Origin of the sequence: Methylobrevis pamukkalensis (assembly GCF_001720135.1) — a bacterium.
Classification (GTDB): Bacteria; Pseudomonadota; Alphaproteobacteria; order Rhizobiales; family Pleomorphomonadaceae; genus Methylobrevis; species Methylobrevis pamukkalensis.
Genome location: NZ_MCRJ01000102.1, coordinates 1 through 16,284, shown reverse-complemented (window position 1 = coordinate 16,284; position 16,284 = coordinate 1). Strand labels below are relative to the sequence as shown.

Below are 16,284 nucleotides of genomic sequence, written 5' to 3'. Positions count from 1 at the left end.
CTCCGCAGATGTGACCTGCATCGCCGGACGTGACGGCCTGCCAGCGGCCCTGCTCAGATAAGGACGGGCCGGCAAGACTGACGCTGCCTCAATAGCGCGCGACAGCGAAGATGGGCGCACGGGCGCCATCGTCTCCGGCTGAGCTGTGCAGTGCCCGGCCCTGCCTTCAGCTCGTCCGAGAGGGTGTCTCACGGACACGCTCCACCATCGCCTCGACAACACTTTTCCGCCATGCCACATCTTGCAGGTGCATTGCCATCCGGGGAACACCGCGATGATGGGTTTCGAGTTCGGGCATTTCCTCCGGCCCTGGCGCCTGCTGCGCCGGTTTGCGCTGGCCCTGCCGTTCGTCCTGCCGGCGCTGCCGGCCGCCGCCGAGCCGGCGCTTTGGGTGGCCCGCGACGACGACAGCACGGTCTACATCCTCGGCACCATCCACGTGCTGAAGCCCGGCACGGCCTGGCTGACGCCGGAGATCCGCGCCCGTTTCGACCACGCCGACGAACTGATCCTCGAGGCGGACATCCGCTCGCCGATGCTGTCGGTGATCGCCACCCTCGGCACCAGCCCCGACCGTCCGCTGTCGCAGCGTCTTTCCCCCGATGACCTTGCCTATGTGAAGCGGGTCGCCGCCGATCTCGGCGCCGATTTCCCGACCCTCGATCCGCTGCGCCCCTGGCTTGCCGCCGTCACCCTGAGCAGCATCGCCGCCCAGAACGCCGGCTACCGCGACCAGGGCGCCGACCTCCAGCTCCTGCGCCTTGCGGTCATCGCGGACAAGCCCGTGGAGGGCTTCGAGACCGCGCGCCAGCAGTTCGAGATCTTCGCCGGCCAGAGCGAGGAGGAGGAGATCGCCATGCTGCTGTCCGTCCTCGACCAGGCCGAGGGTGTCGGCGAGATCTTCGACGACATGACCGGCGCCTGGCTGAGCGGCGACGAGGACAATCTCTCCCGGATCCTGATGGCGAGCATGGGCACCGCCGGACCTGACTTCCGCCGCCGTCTCCTGACCGATCGCAACCGCGACTGGGCGGACCAGATCGCGGCCCGCATGAAGGGCGCGGGCGCGACCTTCGTGGCGGTCGGCGCCGCCCACCTCTCCGGACCGGACAGCCTGCAGCATTTTCTGGCTGAGAAGGGCATCACGGTCGACCGCGTGGATCTGACCGGGGAAAGCCGGCCGAACATAAAGTGATCGGCCCTCCCCTCTGCGCCGGCGATGCACTATCTTCGCCCGATGCAGAATCATCCGACCCCCGCGTCCGGAGCCCATCGGGACGACGCCAACGCCGATCTCCGGTCCGGCCCCCAGTCTGGCCCGAGACCCGGCTCGATCGCCGCCCGCGCCATGGGCGCCGCCCGGCCGGCCGCCTATCTCGACAATCTCAATCCCGAGCAGCGTGACGCGATCCTGACCCTCGACGGGCCGCTGCTGGTGCTGGCCGGCGCCGGCACCGGCAAGACGCGGGTGCTGACGACGCGCATCGCCCACATCCTCGCCACCGGTCGGGCCTTCCCCTCGCAGATCCTCGCGGTGACCTTCACCAACAAGGCTGCCCGCGAGATGAAGGAGCGCATCGGCCACCTTGTCGGCGGCGCGGTCGAGGGCATGCCCTGGCTCGGCACCTTCCACTCGATCGGCGTCAAGATGCTGCGCCGCAACGCCGAACTCGTCGGCCTGCGCTCGGATTTCTCGATCCTCGACACCGACGACCAGATCCGCCTGATGAAGCAGCTGATCCAGGCGGAAGGCATCGACGAGAAGCGCTGGCCCGCGCGCCAGCTCGCCGGCCTGATCGACACGTGGAAGAACCGCGGCCTGTCGCCGAAGGACATTCCCGAGGGCGACGCCCGCTCCTTCGGCAACGGCCGCGGCCGCGAGCTCTATGCCGCCTATCAGGACCGCCTGAAGGTGCTGAACGCGGTCGACTTCGGCGACCTGCTGCTGGAAGGCCTGCGCCTGCTGCGCGACAATCCGGACGTGCTTGCCGACTATCACGGCCGCTTCCGCTTCATCCTCGTCGACGAGTATCAGGACACCAACGTCGTCCAGTATCTCTGGCTGCGGCTTCTCGCCCAGGGATCCAAGAACATCTGCTGCGTCGGCGACGACGACCAGTCGATCTACGGCTGGCGCGGCGCGAGGTGGACAACATCCTGCGCTTCGAGAAGGATTTTCCGGGCGCCAAGGTGATCCGGCTGGAGCGCAACTACCGCTCCACCACCCATATCCTCGCCAGCGCCTCGCATCTGATCGCCCACAACGAGGCCCGGCTCGGCAAGACGCTGTTCACCGACAGCACCGATCCGGACGCCGAGAAGGTGCGCGTCGCCGCCGCCTGGGATTCCGAAGAGGAAGCCCGCTCGATCGGCGACGACATCGAGCGGCTGCAGCGCAATGGCCAGAGCCTCGACCAGATCGCCATCCTTGTGCGCGCCTCGTTCCAGATGCGCGAGTTCGAGGACCGTTTCGTCACCCTCGGCGTGCCCTACCGCGTCGTCGGCGGCCCGCGCTTCTACGAGCGGCTCGAGATCCGCGACGCGCTGGCCTATCTGCGCGTCGTCCTGCAGCCGGCCGACGATCTCGCCTTCGAGCGGATCGTCAACACGCCGCGCCGCGGCATCGGCGACGCGACCGTGCAGATCCTGCATGCCTACGCCCGGCCGAACCGGGTGCCGCTGACCGAGGCGACCCTGACGCTGCTGCAGACCGAGGAGCTCAAGGGCAAGGCCCGCACCGGCCTGCGCGAGCTGATGGCCTCGCTGGAGCGCTGGCGCGGCCAGATCGACGCCCTCCCCCACACCGAGCTGGCCGAGATGATCCTCGACGAGAGCGGCTACACCGAGATGTGGCAGAACGACCGCTCGGCCGAGGCACCGGGGCGGCTGGAAAACCTCAAGGAGCTGATCCGCTCCATGCAGGACTTCGAGTCGCTCGCCGGCTTCCTCGAACACATTTCGCTGGTGATGGACCGCGACGCCAACGACAACGCCGAGGCGGTGTCGCTGATGACGCTGCATTCGGCCAAGGGCCTGGAATTCGACACGGTGTTCCTGCCCGGCTGGGAGGAAGGGCTGTTCCCCCACCAGCGCGCCCTCGACGAGACCGGCCGCGCCGGCCTTGAGGAGGAGCGCCGCCTCGCCTATGTCGGCATTACCCGGGCGCGCAAGCGCGCGACGATCTGGTTTGCCTCCAATCGGCGGATCCACGGCACCTGGCAGTCGTCGATCCCCTCGCGCTTCCTCGACGAACTGCCGGCTGCCCATGTGGATGTGGTGGAACAGGGCGCGAGTTACGGCGGCTATGGCCGCAGCAACTACGGCGCCTATGGCGCGAGCCGCTTCGACCGCGCCCAGAGCTTCTCGTCGAGCTACGACACCCCCGGCTGGCAGCGCGCGCAGGCCAACCGCGCGGCGAACGCCGGTGGCGCGCAGCCGATGCGCAGCGGTCCGAAGATGATCGAGGGCGAGCTGATCGCCCGTTCGGTCGTCGGCGGCGAGCCGAAATATGTCTCCGGTGCCCGGATCTTCCACGACAAGTTCGGCTACGGCGACGTGGTCTCGGTCGACGGCAACAAGCTGACGGTCGATTTCGACAAGGCGGGCCGCAAGAAGGTCGTCGACAGCTTCGTCCGGAACGGCTGACCGGCGCGTTCGCGCGGCGGCATCGACGCACAAAAAATGGCCCTGCACCTTCCGGTACAGGGCCAGTCTTGCTCACGTCTGCCTGTTCGACTGTCAGCTGGCCCGGAGGCCAGACGCAGCTTACTGCGTCACCGTACCCGTCGTGCCGGTGGCCGGCGCGGTCGTGGCCGGGGTGTCGGTGGTGGCCGAACCCGTGCTCGGCTGCATCGGCTGCTCGGCAGCCTTCTCGGCGAGCGTCACGTATTCGGGAGCGGATTCAAGCGACTCGCGGTTGGTGTCGAGGACCACGCGGGTGGTGTTCTCGTTGTCCGAGACCACGACGAACTTGTCGTAGTTGACCGCGACATCCTTGGTGCCGATGCCGAGGAAGCCGCCCACGCCGACGACGAGCGCCTTGATCTGGCCGTCCTCGGTGGCGATCACATCGGTCACTTCGCCGATGCCTTCGTCCTGGCTGTTGTAGATGCTCTCGCCCATCAGTTCGCTGGCAAGAACCTCACCGGTCATCTGCTCGCCGTAGAACATCTCGTCGCTCGCCGGCTTCATCGCCGAATCGGTCGAGGTCGCACCCATGCCCGGCGCGGGGTCGCCGCATCCGGCGTGGCCGACGGCGTGGTCTCGGACGGGGTCGTGGTGTCGGACGGGCTGTTCATCTCCGCAGGAGGCGCCATCGGATCCTGGGTGGCCGGGGCGTTCTGCGCCATGGCCGGGGTCATGGCGAGCATGGCGGCAACGGCCGTAGCGGTCATCAGAGTCTTCATGATCTTTCTCCCATATTCATCAATCTTGAAGCTGCCGGCCCTTCGCTGTCTAACAAGTAGAAGCAATGAAGCCCGCAGCCTTTCAGAGCGGCACAATTTCCAACGACTGTGAAACTACACATGCGTCGGAGCGTCGCGTCCGTCTGATCGATAAACACGGTCAAAGATGAAAGGTTCCGCGAAAACCGGGACGAGGCCAGGGGCGGCGTTGCTCAGGGAGCCTGAGCGAGAGGCCGCCGGAGAAGCGACGGATGCCGCCCGCGCGCCATGCTGAAAGCGGCCCTCGTCCGCCATGGCACGCCCGCCGTTCAGGGCCGCCCGAGCGGCCGGGTCGCTTCGGAAAGCCAGGCGAGCGCGTCCGCATCCTCGACCAGCGGCCCGACCCGGCTGGCAACCTCGGCGTGATAGGCATCGAGCCAGCCGATCTCGGCGTCGGTCATCAGCGACGGCTCGACGAGCCGCGTGTCGATCGGCGCGAAGGTCAGCGTCTCGAAGCCCATCATCGGCCGCTCGCCGCCGGGCAGCGGCGCCGCCTCGGTGACGATCACCAGATTCTCGATGCGGATGCCCCAGGCGCCGTCCTTGTAATAGCCGGGCTCGTTGGAGAGGATCATCCCCGGCAGCAGCGGCACATGGCTCGCCTTGGAAATCCGCTGCGGCCCCTCGTGCACGGACAGGTAGACCCCGACCCCGTGGCCGGTGCCGTGGTCGAAGTCCAGCCCCGCGCTCCACAGCGCCTGCCGGGCGAGCACGTCGAGGTGGGCGCCGGTCGTGCCCTTCGGGAACCGCGCCATGGAAATCGCGATCATGCCCTTCAGCACGCGGGTGTAGCGGTCGCGCATCTCCGCGGTGGGCTCGCCCACGATCACCGTGCGGGTGATGTCGGTGGTGCCGTCCTCATACTGGGCGCCGGAATCGATCAGGAAGATCTCGCCGCGCCGCAGCGGCAGGTTCGAGGCGGTGGACACCCGGTAATGCGGGATGGCCGCATGCGGCCCCGCCGCCGAGATCGTGTCGAAGGAAATCTCCTTCAGCATCCCGGTCGCGGCACGGAATTCCTCCAGCTTGCGCGCGACCGCCACCTCGTCGAGCCCGCCTTCGGCCGCGTTCGCGTCGAGCCAGGCGAGGAACCGGACCATCGCCGCGCCGTCGCGCAGATGCGCCGTGCGCGTGCCGGAAAGCTCCGCCGCATTCTTCGTCGCCTTCGGCAGCACCACCGGATCGTCGCCCTCGACGAGACGCGCGCCCGACGCGATGAGGCGGTCGGCGATGGCGGCGGCCACCGCCTTCGGATCGACCAGCACGCGGGCGGCGGACAGTCCCAGCCCGTCCAGCGCCCCCGCGAAGGAGGCCGGCTCGACCACATCGCCAATCGCCTCCAGCCCGGCCCGCACGGTGTTGGACAGCTTGCGGCCGTCGACGAACAGCTGCGGCCGCCCGTCTGCCCGCAGGATGGCGAAGGCGAGCGGCACCGGCGTATGGGCGACGTCGCTGCCGCGGATGTTGAAGGTCCAGGCGATCGAGTCGGTCGAGGTCAGCACCGCGGCATCTGCCCGGGCCGCGGCAATGGCCTTGCCGATCCGTGCGATCTTGTCCCCTGCTGTCTCGCCGGCGAGCGCGTCGGCATGAAGGCTTACCGCGCCCAGTGGGGGCGCGGGCCGGTCCGTCCACACCGCGTCGAGCGGGTTGTCGGCCAGCCGGACGAGGTCGGCGCCGGCCTCCGCCAGAGCCGCCTCCAGCCGGCGCAGTTCGGCGACCGTGTGCAGCCAGGGATCGACGCCGAGGCGCGCGCCCTTCGGCAGGGCCGCAGCAAGCCAGCCGGAGACGGGGTCGTCGACGAGATGGCGTGCCTCGAAGGCGGCAGGGTCGATCTGGCCGCGGACCTGGATCGTATAGCGGCCGTCGACGAACACGGCCGCCCGGTCGGCGAGCACCGCGCACAGGCCGGCCGACCCGGTGAAGCCGGTGAGCCAGGCGAGGCGCTGGGCGGACGGCGGGATGTATTCGCCCTGATACTCGTCCGCGAGCGGAACCAGAAAGCCGTCCAGCCCCCGCCGCGCGAGCTCGGCGCGAAGTTTCGCCAGCCGCTCCGGGCCGTGGCTCGGGTCGGATCTGCTTTCGAAGTCCTGGAACATGGAATGGCGCCGCCAGCGAGAGAGGAAGATGCCGGCACGCGCCGGGCGACCAGAAGACGGCACGCTCCCGCTCCGGTCAAGCCGGCCTTGCGCGGAGCCTCCTCCCGCGTGGCTCCGCGGCTGTCCGCCGAACGCGCGATTCCTTCATGAAATCAAAGTAAACGGAGAATGAAGCTCCGGAACCGCGGCAACGTCTGCTGCCGGAGACAGGTCACGCCCCGAAAAGACGGATCCGCGTCGAAGGCCCCTACTTGTTACATTTTCCCCGTTGCCCCATGTATGAGGGACGTATACGAGGCTGCGATACGGGGTTGGCTGGTCGAAGCTCTTGTCCGGCCAGCCTTCAACGTGCGTTGAAAAATTTGCCGTGCCTTGAAACCGGCAGCCGGTGCCTTGCGTAGCGTAATGAACGGACGCCCCGCCAAGGGGCGCGAAAAGAACTCCGAGGAGGAGACATGATCGAATTCAAGACCTTCAAGACCGGTCCGGCAGCTGCCATCTGCGAGCGCCTCGGCTTCGACATTTCCTCCTGCACCACCTGGGACGAATTCACCACCATCATGGATCGCGCCGGATCGTCATCGGAAGACATCCAGCGGCTCGCCGCCTCGCTCAGCAAGGGAGAAAAGGCGGTTCTCTGCTCGGTGCTGGCGGCCGCCGATTTCATGGCGCTTGCCGACGAGATCGCCGACGGGGAATTCTGGCAGCTGATGGACTTCACCAACGGCGAGCAGCGTCAGGCCATCGCCAGCGCCATCTCCCACAGCTGACGGAGTCGGGGCCGCGCCAGGCCCCTGTCCGCCCATCTGGTCCGGAATGACCCGCCCCGGGTTGCCGGGCCCAGATGTCCAGACCGACAGGTGCCGAAAGCTGGTGCAATGCGGCCGGCGCAGGACAGGCGCGTCCAGAACGCGGTTCCCATCGCCCCGCGCCACCGGTAGTATTTCGCAGCGCAACATCAAATTTTGCAGCGCACGCTCGACGTCGGCGCTGCAGTCGGGAACACGCCGGGAGGAGACCCGGCGTCACCACGATCTTGCGATGTGCGCGGGAGGAAGAACCGGCGGGTCCAGACAGGATCCGCTCCAGTGTGACTTCCGCGTGCCCGGCAAAGCCGGGTCCCGTGCCCGATGCGAGACGATGACACCATGTCCACCCGCACCGACCCGGCTCGTCCGACCACCCGGCGCCTTGGCGGCGGCATCTTCCGCCGCACTTTCGAAGCCATGCTCGGCGCCCGCGAGCGCCAGGCCCACTGGATCTCCAGCCGCTATCTCTCGGCGCTCGACGCCGAGACCCTCGCTTCGCTCGGCTATGACGAGGACCGGATCCGCCGTCTGCTGCGCCACGGGTCGCAGTGGTGATCAGCGCGCGGCCCTTCTCAGCCGTGGGACAGGACTGAGGATCCGGCAGGTGCGCGCCCGACATCGCCGCGCCTGAGGCGTCAGTCCGCCCACCACGGCGTCGGACGGTGCGCGCGCAGCGACAGCACCAGCGTCGCCCAGCCCTCGCGCACGAAGGCCGCCTCGCGGCGGAACCCCTGCGCGCGGAAAGCGGCGTCGACCTCGGCCGCCTGCGACGCGAGCAGGCCGGAGAGGACAACGGTTGCGCCCGGCATCGCCCGGGCCCGGATCTCCGGCGCCAGTCGCTTGAGCGGACCGGCGAGGATGTTGGCGAGCACGAGGTCGAAGCGCCCGGCGGCCAGACGCGGATGCCGGAAGCCCTCGGCGGTGACCCCCTCCACCTTGCGGCCGACGCCGTTGAGCGCGGCGTTTTCCACCGCGATCCTTGTCGAGACCGGATCGATGTCGCTCGCCAGCACGGCGTTGCCGGTCAGCTTGGCATAGGCGATCGCCAGCACGCCGGAGCCGGTGCCGAGATCGAGCACGGCCGCAAAGCGGCGGCGGCGGACGAGCCGCGACAGAGCCACGAGGCAGCCCCACGTCGTCGGATGGTGGCCCGTGCCGAAGGCCTGGTTCGCCTCGATCTCCAGACCGATCGCCCCCGCCGGCAGCTTGTCCCGGTCGTGAGCGCCGTGGACAACGAAGCGCCCCGCCACCACCGGCGCGAGGCCCTTGAGGCTTTCCGACACCCAGTCGATGTCGGCGAGCGCCTCCACGGTCATGGGCGCGGCAAAGCCGTCGCCGCCGAGGATGTCCTTGATCCGCGCCTCGATCTCGGCCGGGTCGCCGTCGTCGAAATAGGCGTCGACCGCCCAGAGCGCGTCGCGGTCGGTGCCGATTTCCGCCGGGTCGCCGATCTCGGACCACGCGACCGGGACGTCTTCGCCGAGGGCGGCTTCCAGCAGCGCGGCGATCCGCTCGGCTTCGGCAGGGCCCGCAAGCAGGCGGGCGTGAATCTGGGGCATGACAGGCGGTCCGCGGACGGTTGAGACGTGCGTGGCAGGAACACCGCGCCGCCGCCGATGTCAATCGCGCCGGGGCGGCGAGGCAGCCGGCCGGCACGCCTTCCCGAACAACGCGCCTGGCCGCGCCCTCCCCGCGTCCGTCCGGTCGGTTGGGACGGATGATCAAGGATCCGCCCCGGGGCGCCTCCACGCCCGGGGCGGACCGTGTCGTCAGCCGAAGGCCGCGAAGCCGAGGTTGATGCTGTCGATCCGCCGCTTGCTGCGCATGAAGACGCCGATGCCGTCGCGCGAGCCGCCGTCGTTGGTGTTGCCCTCCACCGTCACCAGCCTGCCGGCGACGATATCGGCAACGATGCCGGTATGGCCGAGGCCACCGCCGGTGCTGATGTAGAACACCATGCCGGGCTCCACATCCGCGACATTGTCCTTGACCTGCGCGGCCGTCAGCAGCCGGGCCGATCCGCTGTCCTTCGCCAGTTGCCAGGACCGCATCACGCCGGCCGTCCGCGGCATGGGATTGGCGAGGCCGAGTTCGGCCGCCGCCTGCGCATAGCACCAGTAGACGAAGGCCATGCACCACGCATGGCCCGGCGGCACCCCGGTGCTCAGGAGATACTGGTCGACCATCGGCCCCCGGTTCGAGCCGAGCGGCACCTCGCGCACGCCGAGCTGGGCCCGCGCGATGTCCAGCGCCCGCCCGGCGATCCCCGACGCCACCATCGCCGGTGCCGGCTCAGCGTCGGCCGTCCCGCCGAACAGCGTCTGCCACGTCTTGCGTCCGACGACCCCATCGACGCCGAGCGGCTCGCCTTCCTCGTCCTCGGACCGGGCCTGGAACAGCCGCACGGCGTTCTCGGTGTTGTCGCCGAAGTCGCCGTCGGCGATACCGACGCCGGAAATGCCGAGCGCGAGAAGCCGGCTCTGCAGCATCCGCACATCCTCGCCGCGCGAGCCATGGCGCAGAAGCCGGCCGGGATAGGGCGGCGGCGCCACCGGCGCCGGCGCGATGCCTTCCTCCGTCATCACCTGCGGCGTGATCACCACGGCCTCGTCGTCCTCCTCTGGGGAAGCCGGCACGGCCAGGGACACCCTCCCGCTGTCGATCATGGCCTTCAGGACCGCCAGGCCGCCGCACTGCTTGCTGACGGCGGTGTCGGACCATGTACCGTCCGCGACGTATTTGCCCGAGGCGTAGACCGTGGTGAAGCTCCACAGATAGGGGCTCTTCACATGGGAATGATGCTTCCGGTAGCCCCAGCCGTTGTAGCTTTCGAGCACATAGGCAATGCCGGCCACGGACCAGTCCGTCCATTGGTCGAGCTTCTTGAGCGTCAGCGCGTCGATGGCGCTCTCTTCCCAGTCGAAGGGGGGCGTGCCAGGCTTCGGCCGTCCGGCAGGTACCTGTTTCGTGCGGGCGGTCAGCGGGTCGCCGTTGTGAAGATGGCCCTTGAAGTTGAGCGAGGCTTCGAGGCTGTGGATGATGCCGACCACATAGGCCGGCACGCCGATCCCGGTTTCGATCTTCTGGTATCTTGCCCAGTTGACGGGCGACATGATCCTTGCTGCGACACTGTCGATCTCGGCCTTCCGTTCCGGCCTGATCCTTGCCGATCTGAAAAGTTCGTCGTATTCATCCCTGAGGGACGCGGTGAAATTGACCCCGGCCATCGGTACCTCCCGCTGCGGCAACAGGAAATGGCTTGCAGGGGGCGCTTGGGGAAAAAAATGGACTTGAGAATGTGCGGCGCGCCCTGACGAAAACTGTCGTTGCCGGATGCCGATCCTACACCCCGGGCTGAAAGCGCGAATAGAATGTTCCCGACAGGGTAGCAAGGCGACCGCCGCTCGCCCGTGCGCGCAGGCGGACTGACATGGCCACCCGTGATTGTACGTGATGCAGCATCCCGTCCCGTGACTCGCCGCGCGCTTTCCCCTATGCTGTCATCACATGATCCAAGGATGACACGATTGGGCGCACGACCTTCGTTCCTGACAGGCGGAGGCAAAGCCGCCGACGAGATTGCCGCGTTCGACTGGTCCAGCACGTCCCTCGGACTGCCCGAGCAGTGGCCGCAGGCGCTGAAAACGACGCTCGGCGTGATGCTGGCTTCGCATTTTCCGGTCGCGCTCCTCTGGGGCCCGGATCACATCACCTTCCACAACGACGCCTACAAGCCGATTCTCGGCGACAAGCCGGCGGCCATCGGTCGGCTCTGGAAGCACGTCTGGGCCGAGGTCTGGGCCGATGTGAAGCCGTTGATCGACCGGGCTTATGCAGGGGAATCGACCTTCATCGAGAATTACGAAGTGACGATCGATCGCCACGGCTATCCGGAGCAGGCCTGCTTCACCTTCTGCTTCAGCCCGATCCGGGACGAGGACGGCACCGTCGTCGGGATGATCGACACGGTGATCGAGACCACGCAGACGGTGATGGCGCAGCGGCAGCTCGCCGTGGTGAACGGCGAACTCGCCCACCGCATGCGCAACGTGCTGACGATGGTGCAGGCGATCGCCAACCTGTCGCTGCGTCACGCCGCCAACATCGAGGACGCGCGCCACGACCTCTCCGAGCGCCTCGTCGCCCTCGGCCGCATCCAGATGCTGCTCGTCTCCGAAAGCACCAGCGAGTGGAGCATCGCCGAGCTCGTGGACAAGGCGCTCGAGCCTCACATGCGGCTGAGCGAGCAGATCGAGGTCTCGGGCACGCCGTGCCTTCTGGATCCGCGCAAGGGCCTGTCGCTGTCGCTCGCCCTCAACGAACTCATCACCAACGCGATCAAGTATGGCGCGCTGTCCAGAGGCGGACGGGTCGCTATCAGGTGGGGTTTCGACTCCGACGCCGAGCCCTCCATCTTCCGCTTTCTCTGGGAGGAAACGGGGGTGACACCATCCCCTCCCATCACCTCCCGCGAGGCTTCGGCACCAAGGTGCTCGGCCAGTTCGTTCCGGCCAGTTTCCAGGGCAAGGCCCGGATCGAATTCACCGACGGCGGCATGCGCTACGAGATCGTGGCCCCCGCCGGCACGATCCATCGCGGCTGACGCCGGATCAGCGGACGAGCACCTGCGCCGACCGGCGCGTCTGCGCCACGGCGCTGCTGACCTGCGAGGCCGCCGCGGCGATCGAACTGACGCTCTCGGAAATGTCGCCGACCGAATTGGCCATGCGCTGCATGTTTTGGGACAACTCGCGCGTGGTGGCGCTCTGTTCCTCGACCGCGCCCGATGTCGCCACGAACTGGTTGCGCATCAGGCCGACCGATCCCTGGATCGACCCGAGCACATTGACCACATCGCCCGAGATCGCCTGCACGCCCTTGATCTCCGCGCCGATCTGTTCGGTGGCCTTCGCCGCCTGGTTGGCAAGGTTCTTCACCTCCTGCGCCACCACGGCGAAACCCCGGCCCGCCTCCCCGGCCCGCGCCGACTCGATCGTCGCGTTGAGAGCGAGCAGGTTGATCTGGGCGGCAATATCCTGAATCAGGCCAAGGATGCCGGCCATCGACACGGTTGCGTCGGACAGACGGCCCGTCAGCGTGGTCGCGGACGTCACCTTCTCGAAGGCTTCGTCGGAAGCATCCTTCGAGGCCATCATGCTGGCCGAGATCTCCGTGATGGAATTGGCCAGCTCCTCGGTTGCGGCCGCCACGCTCTGCACGTTTCCGGCGCTGGTGGACGCCGAGCGCGACACGGTCGCCGTCTCGGCGGTGGTGCGGCTGACAGCTTGGTCGATCTCGGCAAAGTTGCGGTCGATCAGCCCCTTGAGATTGCCGAGCAGTTCCACCTGCGGGGTGATGTCGGTGGCAAATTTCACGACCTTGTAGGGCCGCCCCGAGGGATCGAAGATCGGATTGTAGGTTGCCTGGATCCAGATCTCGCGGCCGCCCTTGCCCAGCCGGCGGTATTGCGCGGACTGGAATTCGCCGCGCCGCAGCGCGTCCCAGAAGGTGCGATACTCCGGGCTGTTGCGCTCGGCCGGATCGACGAACATCGAATGATGACGGCCGCGGATCTCCTCGATCGTGTAGCCGACCGTCGTCAGCATGTTGTCGTTGGCGTCGATCACGGTGCCGTCGAGATTGAACGAGATCACCGCCTGGCTCTTGCCGATCGCCGCGACGAGGCCCGCCCGTTCGGCATCTTCCACCTTGCGGGCCGTGATGTCGGTGGCGAACTTGACGATCTTGCAGGGCTTGCCGTGGCTGTCGAACACCGGGTTGTAGGACGCCTCGATCCAGATCTCCCGCCCCCCCTTGCCGAGACGACGAAACTGCCCGGCCCGGAACTCGCCCTTGCGCAGACTGTCCCAGAACTGGCGATACTCCGGCTTTTCGGCCTCCACCGGGTCCATGAACATCCGGTGATGCCGGCCGACGATGTCAGCGAGGCCATAGCCCAGAACACCGAGAAAATTCTCGTTTGCCTTGAGGACATTGCCGTCGAGATCGAATTCGATGACCGCCTGGACCCTGTTCAGGGCAGCCAGAAGCGAGGCAGATTCGCGGACCTGCCGACCACTCGTGAATAGCATGGGTGAAACCGCCGTTTGCGCCCGGCCGCAGCCACACCCCCTCGGTGCGACGTGCAGCATGCGACCCATGATCGACCGTTTCTCTTAATGTGACGTTGCGACCCCTCGCCTGATGGTTGCAAATTCGTCATCACGGGGCATTTTTCATCTGATCAAAAAGCATTGAATGCGAGGTATCCGATCAGCGACAGCGTATTTCTACGTGAAAATACCGAAAACCACCGCAGGATCGCGGAAATACTCGCGATGTCGAGCATTCTTGATGATGAATCCCATGTTTTCCCCCCGACCTCATCCGCCCGATCGCCTACAGGCCGCGGATCATCTCCAGCCAGCCGTCCTCGTCGATGGTCGCAACGCCAAGCTCCTGCGCCTTCGCCCGCTTGGACCCCGCGTCGCGCCCGGCCACCAGCAGGTCGGTCTTCTTCGACACCGAGCCCGACACCTTCGCCCCGAGCCGCTCGGCCGTTGCCTTCGCCTCGTCGCGGGTCATCCTGTCCAGCGTGCCGGTGAAGACCACCGTCTTGCCGGCAACCGGCGAGGCGACGGCGGCGATCGCTTCGGCGGGCGCGGGCGTCACTTCCGCCAGCAGCGCGTCGAGGGCCTCGAGATTGTGCGCCTCCGCGAAGAAGTCGGCGACGGCCTCGGCCACCACCGCGCCGATGCCCTCGATGCCGACCATTTCCTGCCAGGCCTCGTTGCCCTTGTCGCCGCGCTCGCCGCTCGGCCGCACGACCTGCCTCGCCCCCTCGCGCAGGGCCTCGAAGGTGCCGTAGTGCAGGGCCAGACGCTTGGCGTTGGTCTCGCCCACGTGACGGATGCCGAGGCCGAAGATGAAGCGGGCGAGCGGCGGGCTGCGCCGCGCGTCGATCGAGGCGAACAGGTTGGCGACCGACGTCTCGCCCCAGCCGTCACGGTTGCGCAGCTTGGCAAGCGAAGACGCCTCCTGCCGCGCCTTCAGGGTGAAGATGTCGGCCGGGGTGCGGATCGTCAGGGCAGGATCGTCGGCGGCAAAGAAGAAGGCGATCTGCTTGTCGCCGAGGCCCTCGATGTCCAGCGCCCCGCGCGAGACGAAATGCCGGAGCCGCTCCTGCTGCTGCGCCGAGCAGACGAGCCCGCCGGTGCAGCGGCGCACCGCCTCCCCCTCCTCGCGCACCGCGTGGCTGCCGCAGGCCGGGCAGGTGTCCGGGAACACGTAAGGCGCGGCATCCGCCGGCCGGCGGTCCAGCACCACGTCGACGATCTGCGGGATCACGTCGCCGGCCCGCTGGACGATCACCGTGTCGCCGATCCGGAGATCGCGGCCCTCGCGGATGGGCGTGCCGCTCTGGCCGATGCCGCGGATGTAGTCCTCGTTGTGCAGCGTGGCGTTGGTCACGACCACCCCGCCGACCGTCACCGGCTCCAGCCGCGCGACCGGGGTCAGCGAGCCGGTGCGGCCGACCTGGATCTCGATGTCGCGCAGGATCGTGGTCGCCCGCTCGGCCGGAAACTTGTGCGCCGTCGCCCAGCGCGGGCTGCGCGAGCGGAAGCCCAGCCGCTGCTGCAGGTCCAGCCGGTCGACCTTGTAGACGACGCCGTCGATGTCATAGTCGAGTTCGGCGCGCATCGCCTCGATGCGGCGGTAGACCGCCAGAAGCTCCTCCGCGCCCGCACAGCGCGTCATCTCCCGGTTCACCGGGAAGCCCCACTCGGCGAAGGTCTGAACCATGCCATACTGGGTGTCCGCCGGCACCGCGCTCATCTCGCCCCAGGCATAGGCGAAGAACTGCAGCGGACGCGCGGCGGTGACCTTCGGGTCCAGCTGGCGCAGCGAGCCGGCCGCCGCATTGCGCGGATTGGCAAACACCTTGCTTCCCGCCTCGGCCATGCGGGTGTTGAGCGCCAGGAAGGCCGCCTTGCCCATGTAGACCTCGCCGCGCACCTCCACGACCTCCGGCACGCCGGCCGGCAGCGTCTCGGGGATCTCGGCGATGGTGCGGATGTTGGCGGTGACATTCTCGCCGGTGGTGCCATCGCCGCGGGTCGCCGCGGTCACGAGCCGGCCGTCCACGTAGCGCAGGCTCATCGACAGGCCGTCGATCTTCGGCTCGGCGGTGAACGCCAGCTCCGCCTCGGGCGCGATCCCGAGGAAACGCCGCACGCCGGAGACGAAGTCGGCGATGTCCGCCTCGGCGAAGATGTTGTCGAGCGACAGCATCGGCCGGGCATGCTCGATCTGCGAGAAGGCCTCGGAGGGCGCCGCGCCGACCCGCCGCGACGGCGAATCCGCCCGCACCAGCTGCGGAAACGCCGCCTCGATCGCCGCATTGCGCGCCTTCAGCGCGTCATAGGCCTGGTCCGAAATTTCCGGATCGTCCTCGCCGTGATAGCGCGCATCGTGCCGGGCAATCTCACGGGCCAGCCGCTCGAGTTCGGCCGCCGCCTCGATTTCGGTGAGGGACTTCGGATCGGCGGCAGTCTCGGTCATGGCGTCCTCGGATCGGGAATCTCGGCCGGCGGACTATAGCGGACGCGCCCGACGAGAAAAGGGAGACGGAGGGGCAGCTACGACACACTGGAATGTTGACAGCCGAGGTCATGCAGCGCATCTTTTGGCGAATACTGAAAATATTCAGATGCATCAGAAGATGCATTTCACTTCGACCGGCAATCCCCCGCTATGACCAGTTCACGACGCCGAAACCGGCGCGGAAAGCGGTTGTGCATGCCTATAAGCGAACATTCCCTGCAACGCAGCCAATCCGTCAGTCCTGCAAGCCTCCTGGTTTGCATGTTCCTGATATTTTTCCTGCACAAACTTTCAAGCTTCCTGACGCCCTACAAGCTTTTACTTCTCTTT

The 16,284-nt window shown here is 67.6% G+C and carries 10 protein-coding genes and 2 pseudogenes; 5 read left to right on the top strand and 7 right to left on the bottom strand.

Translation table 11 applies throughout. The features are described 5' to 3' along the window. Positions 1-274 precede the first annotated feature (274 nt). Both A6302_RS15520 and A6302_RS15515 read left to right on the top strand, forming a co-directional pair. Positions 275-1,195, top strand: coding sequence for a TraB/GumN family protein (locus A6302_RS15520; protein WP_083255823.1), 921 nt, complete (start codon positions 275-277; stop codon positions 1,193-1,195). Positions 1,196-1,237: 42 nt separating this feature from the next. Beyond that, positions 1,238-3,645, top strand: a pseudogene (locus A6302_RS15515) (ATP-dependent helicase). A gap of 120 nt (positions 3,646-3,765) precedes the next feature. Here the strand turns inward: A6302_RS15515 and A6302_RS15510 are convergent. The 3 genes from A6302_RS15510 to A6302_RS15505 form a co-directional block, all read right to left on the bottom strand. After that, the gene (locus tag A6302_RS15510; protein WP_169833602.1) at positions 3,766-4,191 is read right to left on the bottom strand and encodes a PRC-barrel domain-containing protein; all 426 of its coding nucleotides are present in this window, start codon (positions 4,189-4,191) and stop codon (positions 3,766-3,768) included. After that, on the bottom strand, positions 4,188-4,406 hold the full coding sequence (locus A6302_RS23100; protein ID WP_169833601.1) for a hypothetical protein: 219 nt from the start codon (positions 4,404-4,406) through the stop codon (positions 4,188-4,190). Before A6302_RS23100 ends, A6302_RS15510 begins: the two co-directional genes overlap by 4 nt. A gap of 308 nt (positions 4,407-4,714) precedes the next feature. After that, positions 4,715-6,541: an aminopeptidase P family protein gene (locus tag A6302_RS15505; RefSeq protein ID WP_069307800.1), complete on the bottom strand. Its 1,827-nt coding sequence runs from the start codon at positions 6,539-6,541 to the stop codon at positions 4,715-4,717. A 455-nt stretch (positions 6,542-6,996) separates the two neighbouring features. Between A6302_RS15505 and A6302_RS15500 the strand changes: the two genes are divergently transcribed. Together A6302_RS15500 and A6302_RS15495 are read left to right on the top strand one after the other, a co-directional pair. Beyond that, positions 6,997-7,311 carry a hypothetical protein gene (locus A6302_RS15500; RefSeq protein WP_069307799.1) on the top strand — a complete coding sequence of 105 codons (315 nt, stop codon included), beginning with the start codon at positions 6,997-6,999 and terminating at the stop codon, positions 7,309-7,311. 378 nt (positions 7,312-7,689) lie between these two features. Continuing rightward, positions 7,690-7,905: a hypothetical protein gene (locus tag A6302_RS15495; protein WP_069307798.1), complete on the top strand. Its 216-nt coding sequence runs from the start codon at positions 7,690-7,692 to the stop codon at positions 7,903-7,905. An 80-nt stretch (positions 7,906-7,985) separates the two neighbouring features. Here A6302_RS15495 and A6302_RS15490 read toward each other — a convergent pair whose 3' ends face one another. Together A6302_RS15490 and A6302_RS23095 are read right to left on the bottom strand one after the other, a co-directional pair. Next, positions 7,986-8,909 (bottom strand): 50S ribosomal protein L11 methyltransferase, encoded by a 924-nt coding sequence (locus A6302_RS15490; RefSeq protein WP_069307797.1) that lies wholly within the window; start codon positions 8,907-8,909, stop codon positions 7,986-7,988. A 210-nt stretch (positions 8,910-9,119) separates the two neighbouring features. Beyond that, a complete protein-coding gene (locus tag A6302_RS23095) occupies positions 9,120-10,463 on the bottom strand; it encodes a peptidoglycan-binding protein (RefSeq protein WP_210183351.1) in 1,344 nt (447 codons plus the stop codon). Positions 10,464-10,844: 381 nt separating this feature from the next. Here A6302_RS23095 and A6302_RS26250 point away from each other — a divergent pair. Then, a pseudogene (locus A6302_RS26250) lies at positions 10,845-11,558 on the top strand (HWE histidine kinase domain-containing protein); the annotation flags it as partial. A gap of 402 nt (positions 11,559-11,960) precedes the next feature. Here A6302_RS26250 and A6302_RS15470 read toward each other — a convergent pair. Together A6302_RS15470 and ligA are read right to left on the bottom strand one after the other, a co-directional pair. Next, positions 11,961-13,442: a methyl-accepting chemotaxis protein gene (locus A6302_RS15470; protein ID WP_069307793.1), complete on the bottom strand. Its 1,482-nt coding sequence runs from the start codon at positions 13,440-13,442 to the stop codon at positions 11,961-11,963. Between the two features lie 307 nt (positions 13,443-13,749). After that, positions 13,750-15,912, bottom strand: a complete 2,163-nt coding sequence (ligA, locus tag A6302_RS15465) for an NAD-dependent DNA ligase LigA (protein WP_069307792.1) — start codon at positions 15,910-15,912, stop codon at positions 13,750-13,752. Between the last annotated feature and the right edge of the window lie 372 nt (positions 15,913-16,284).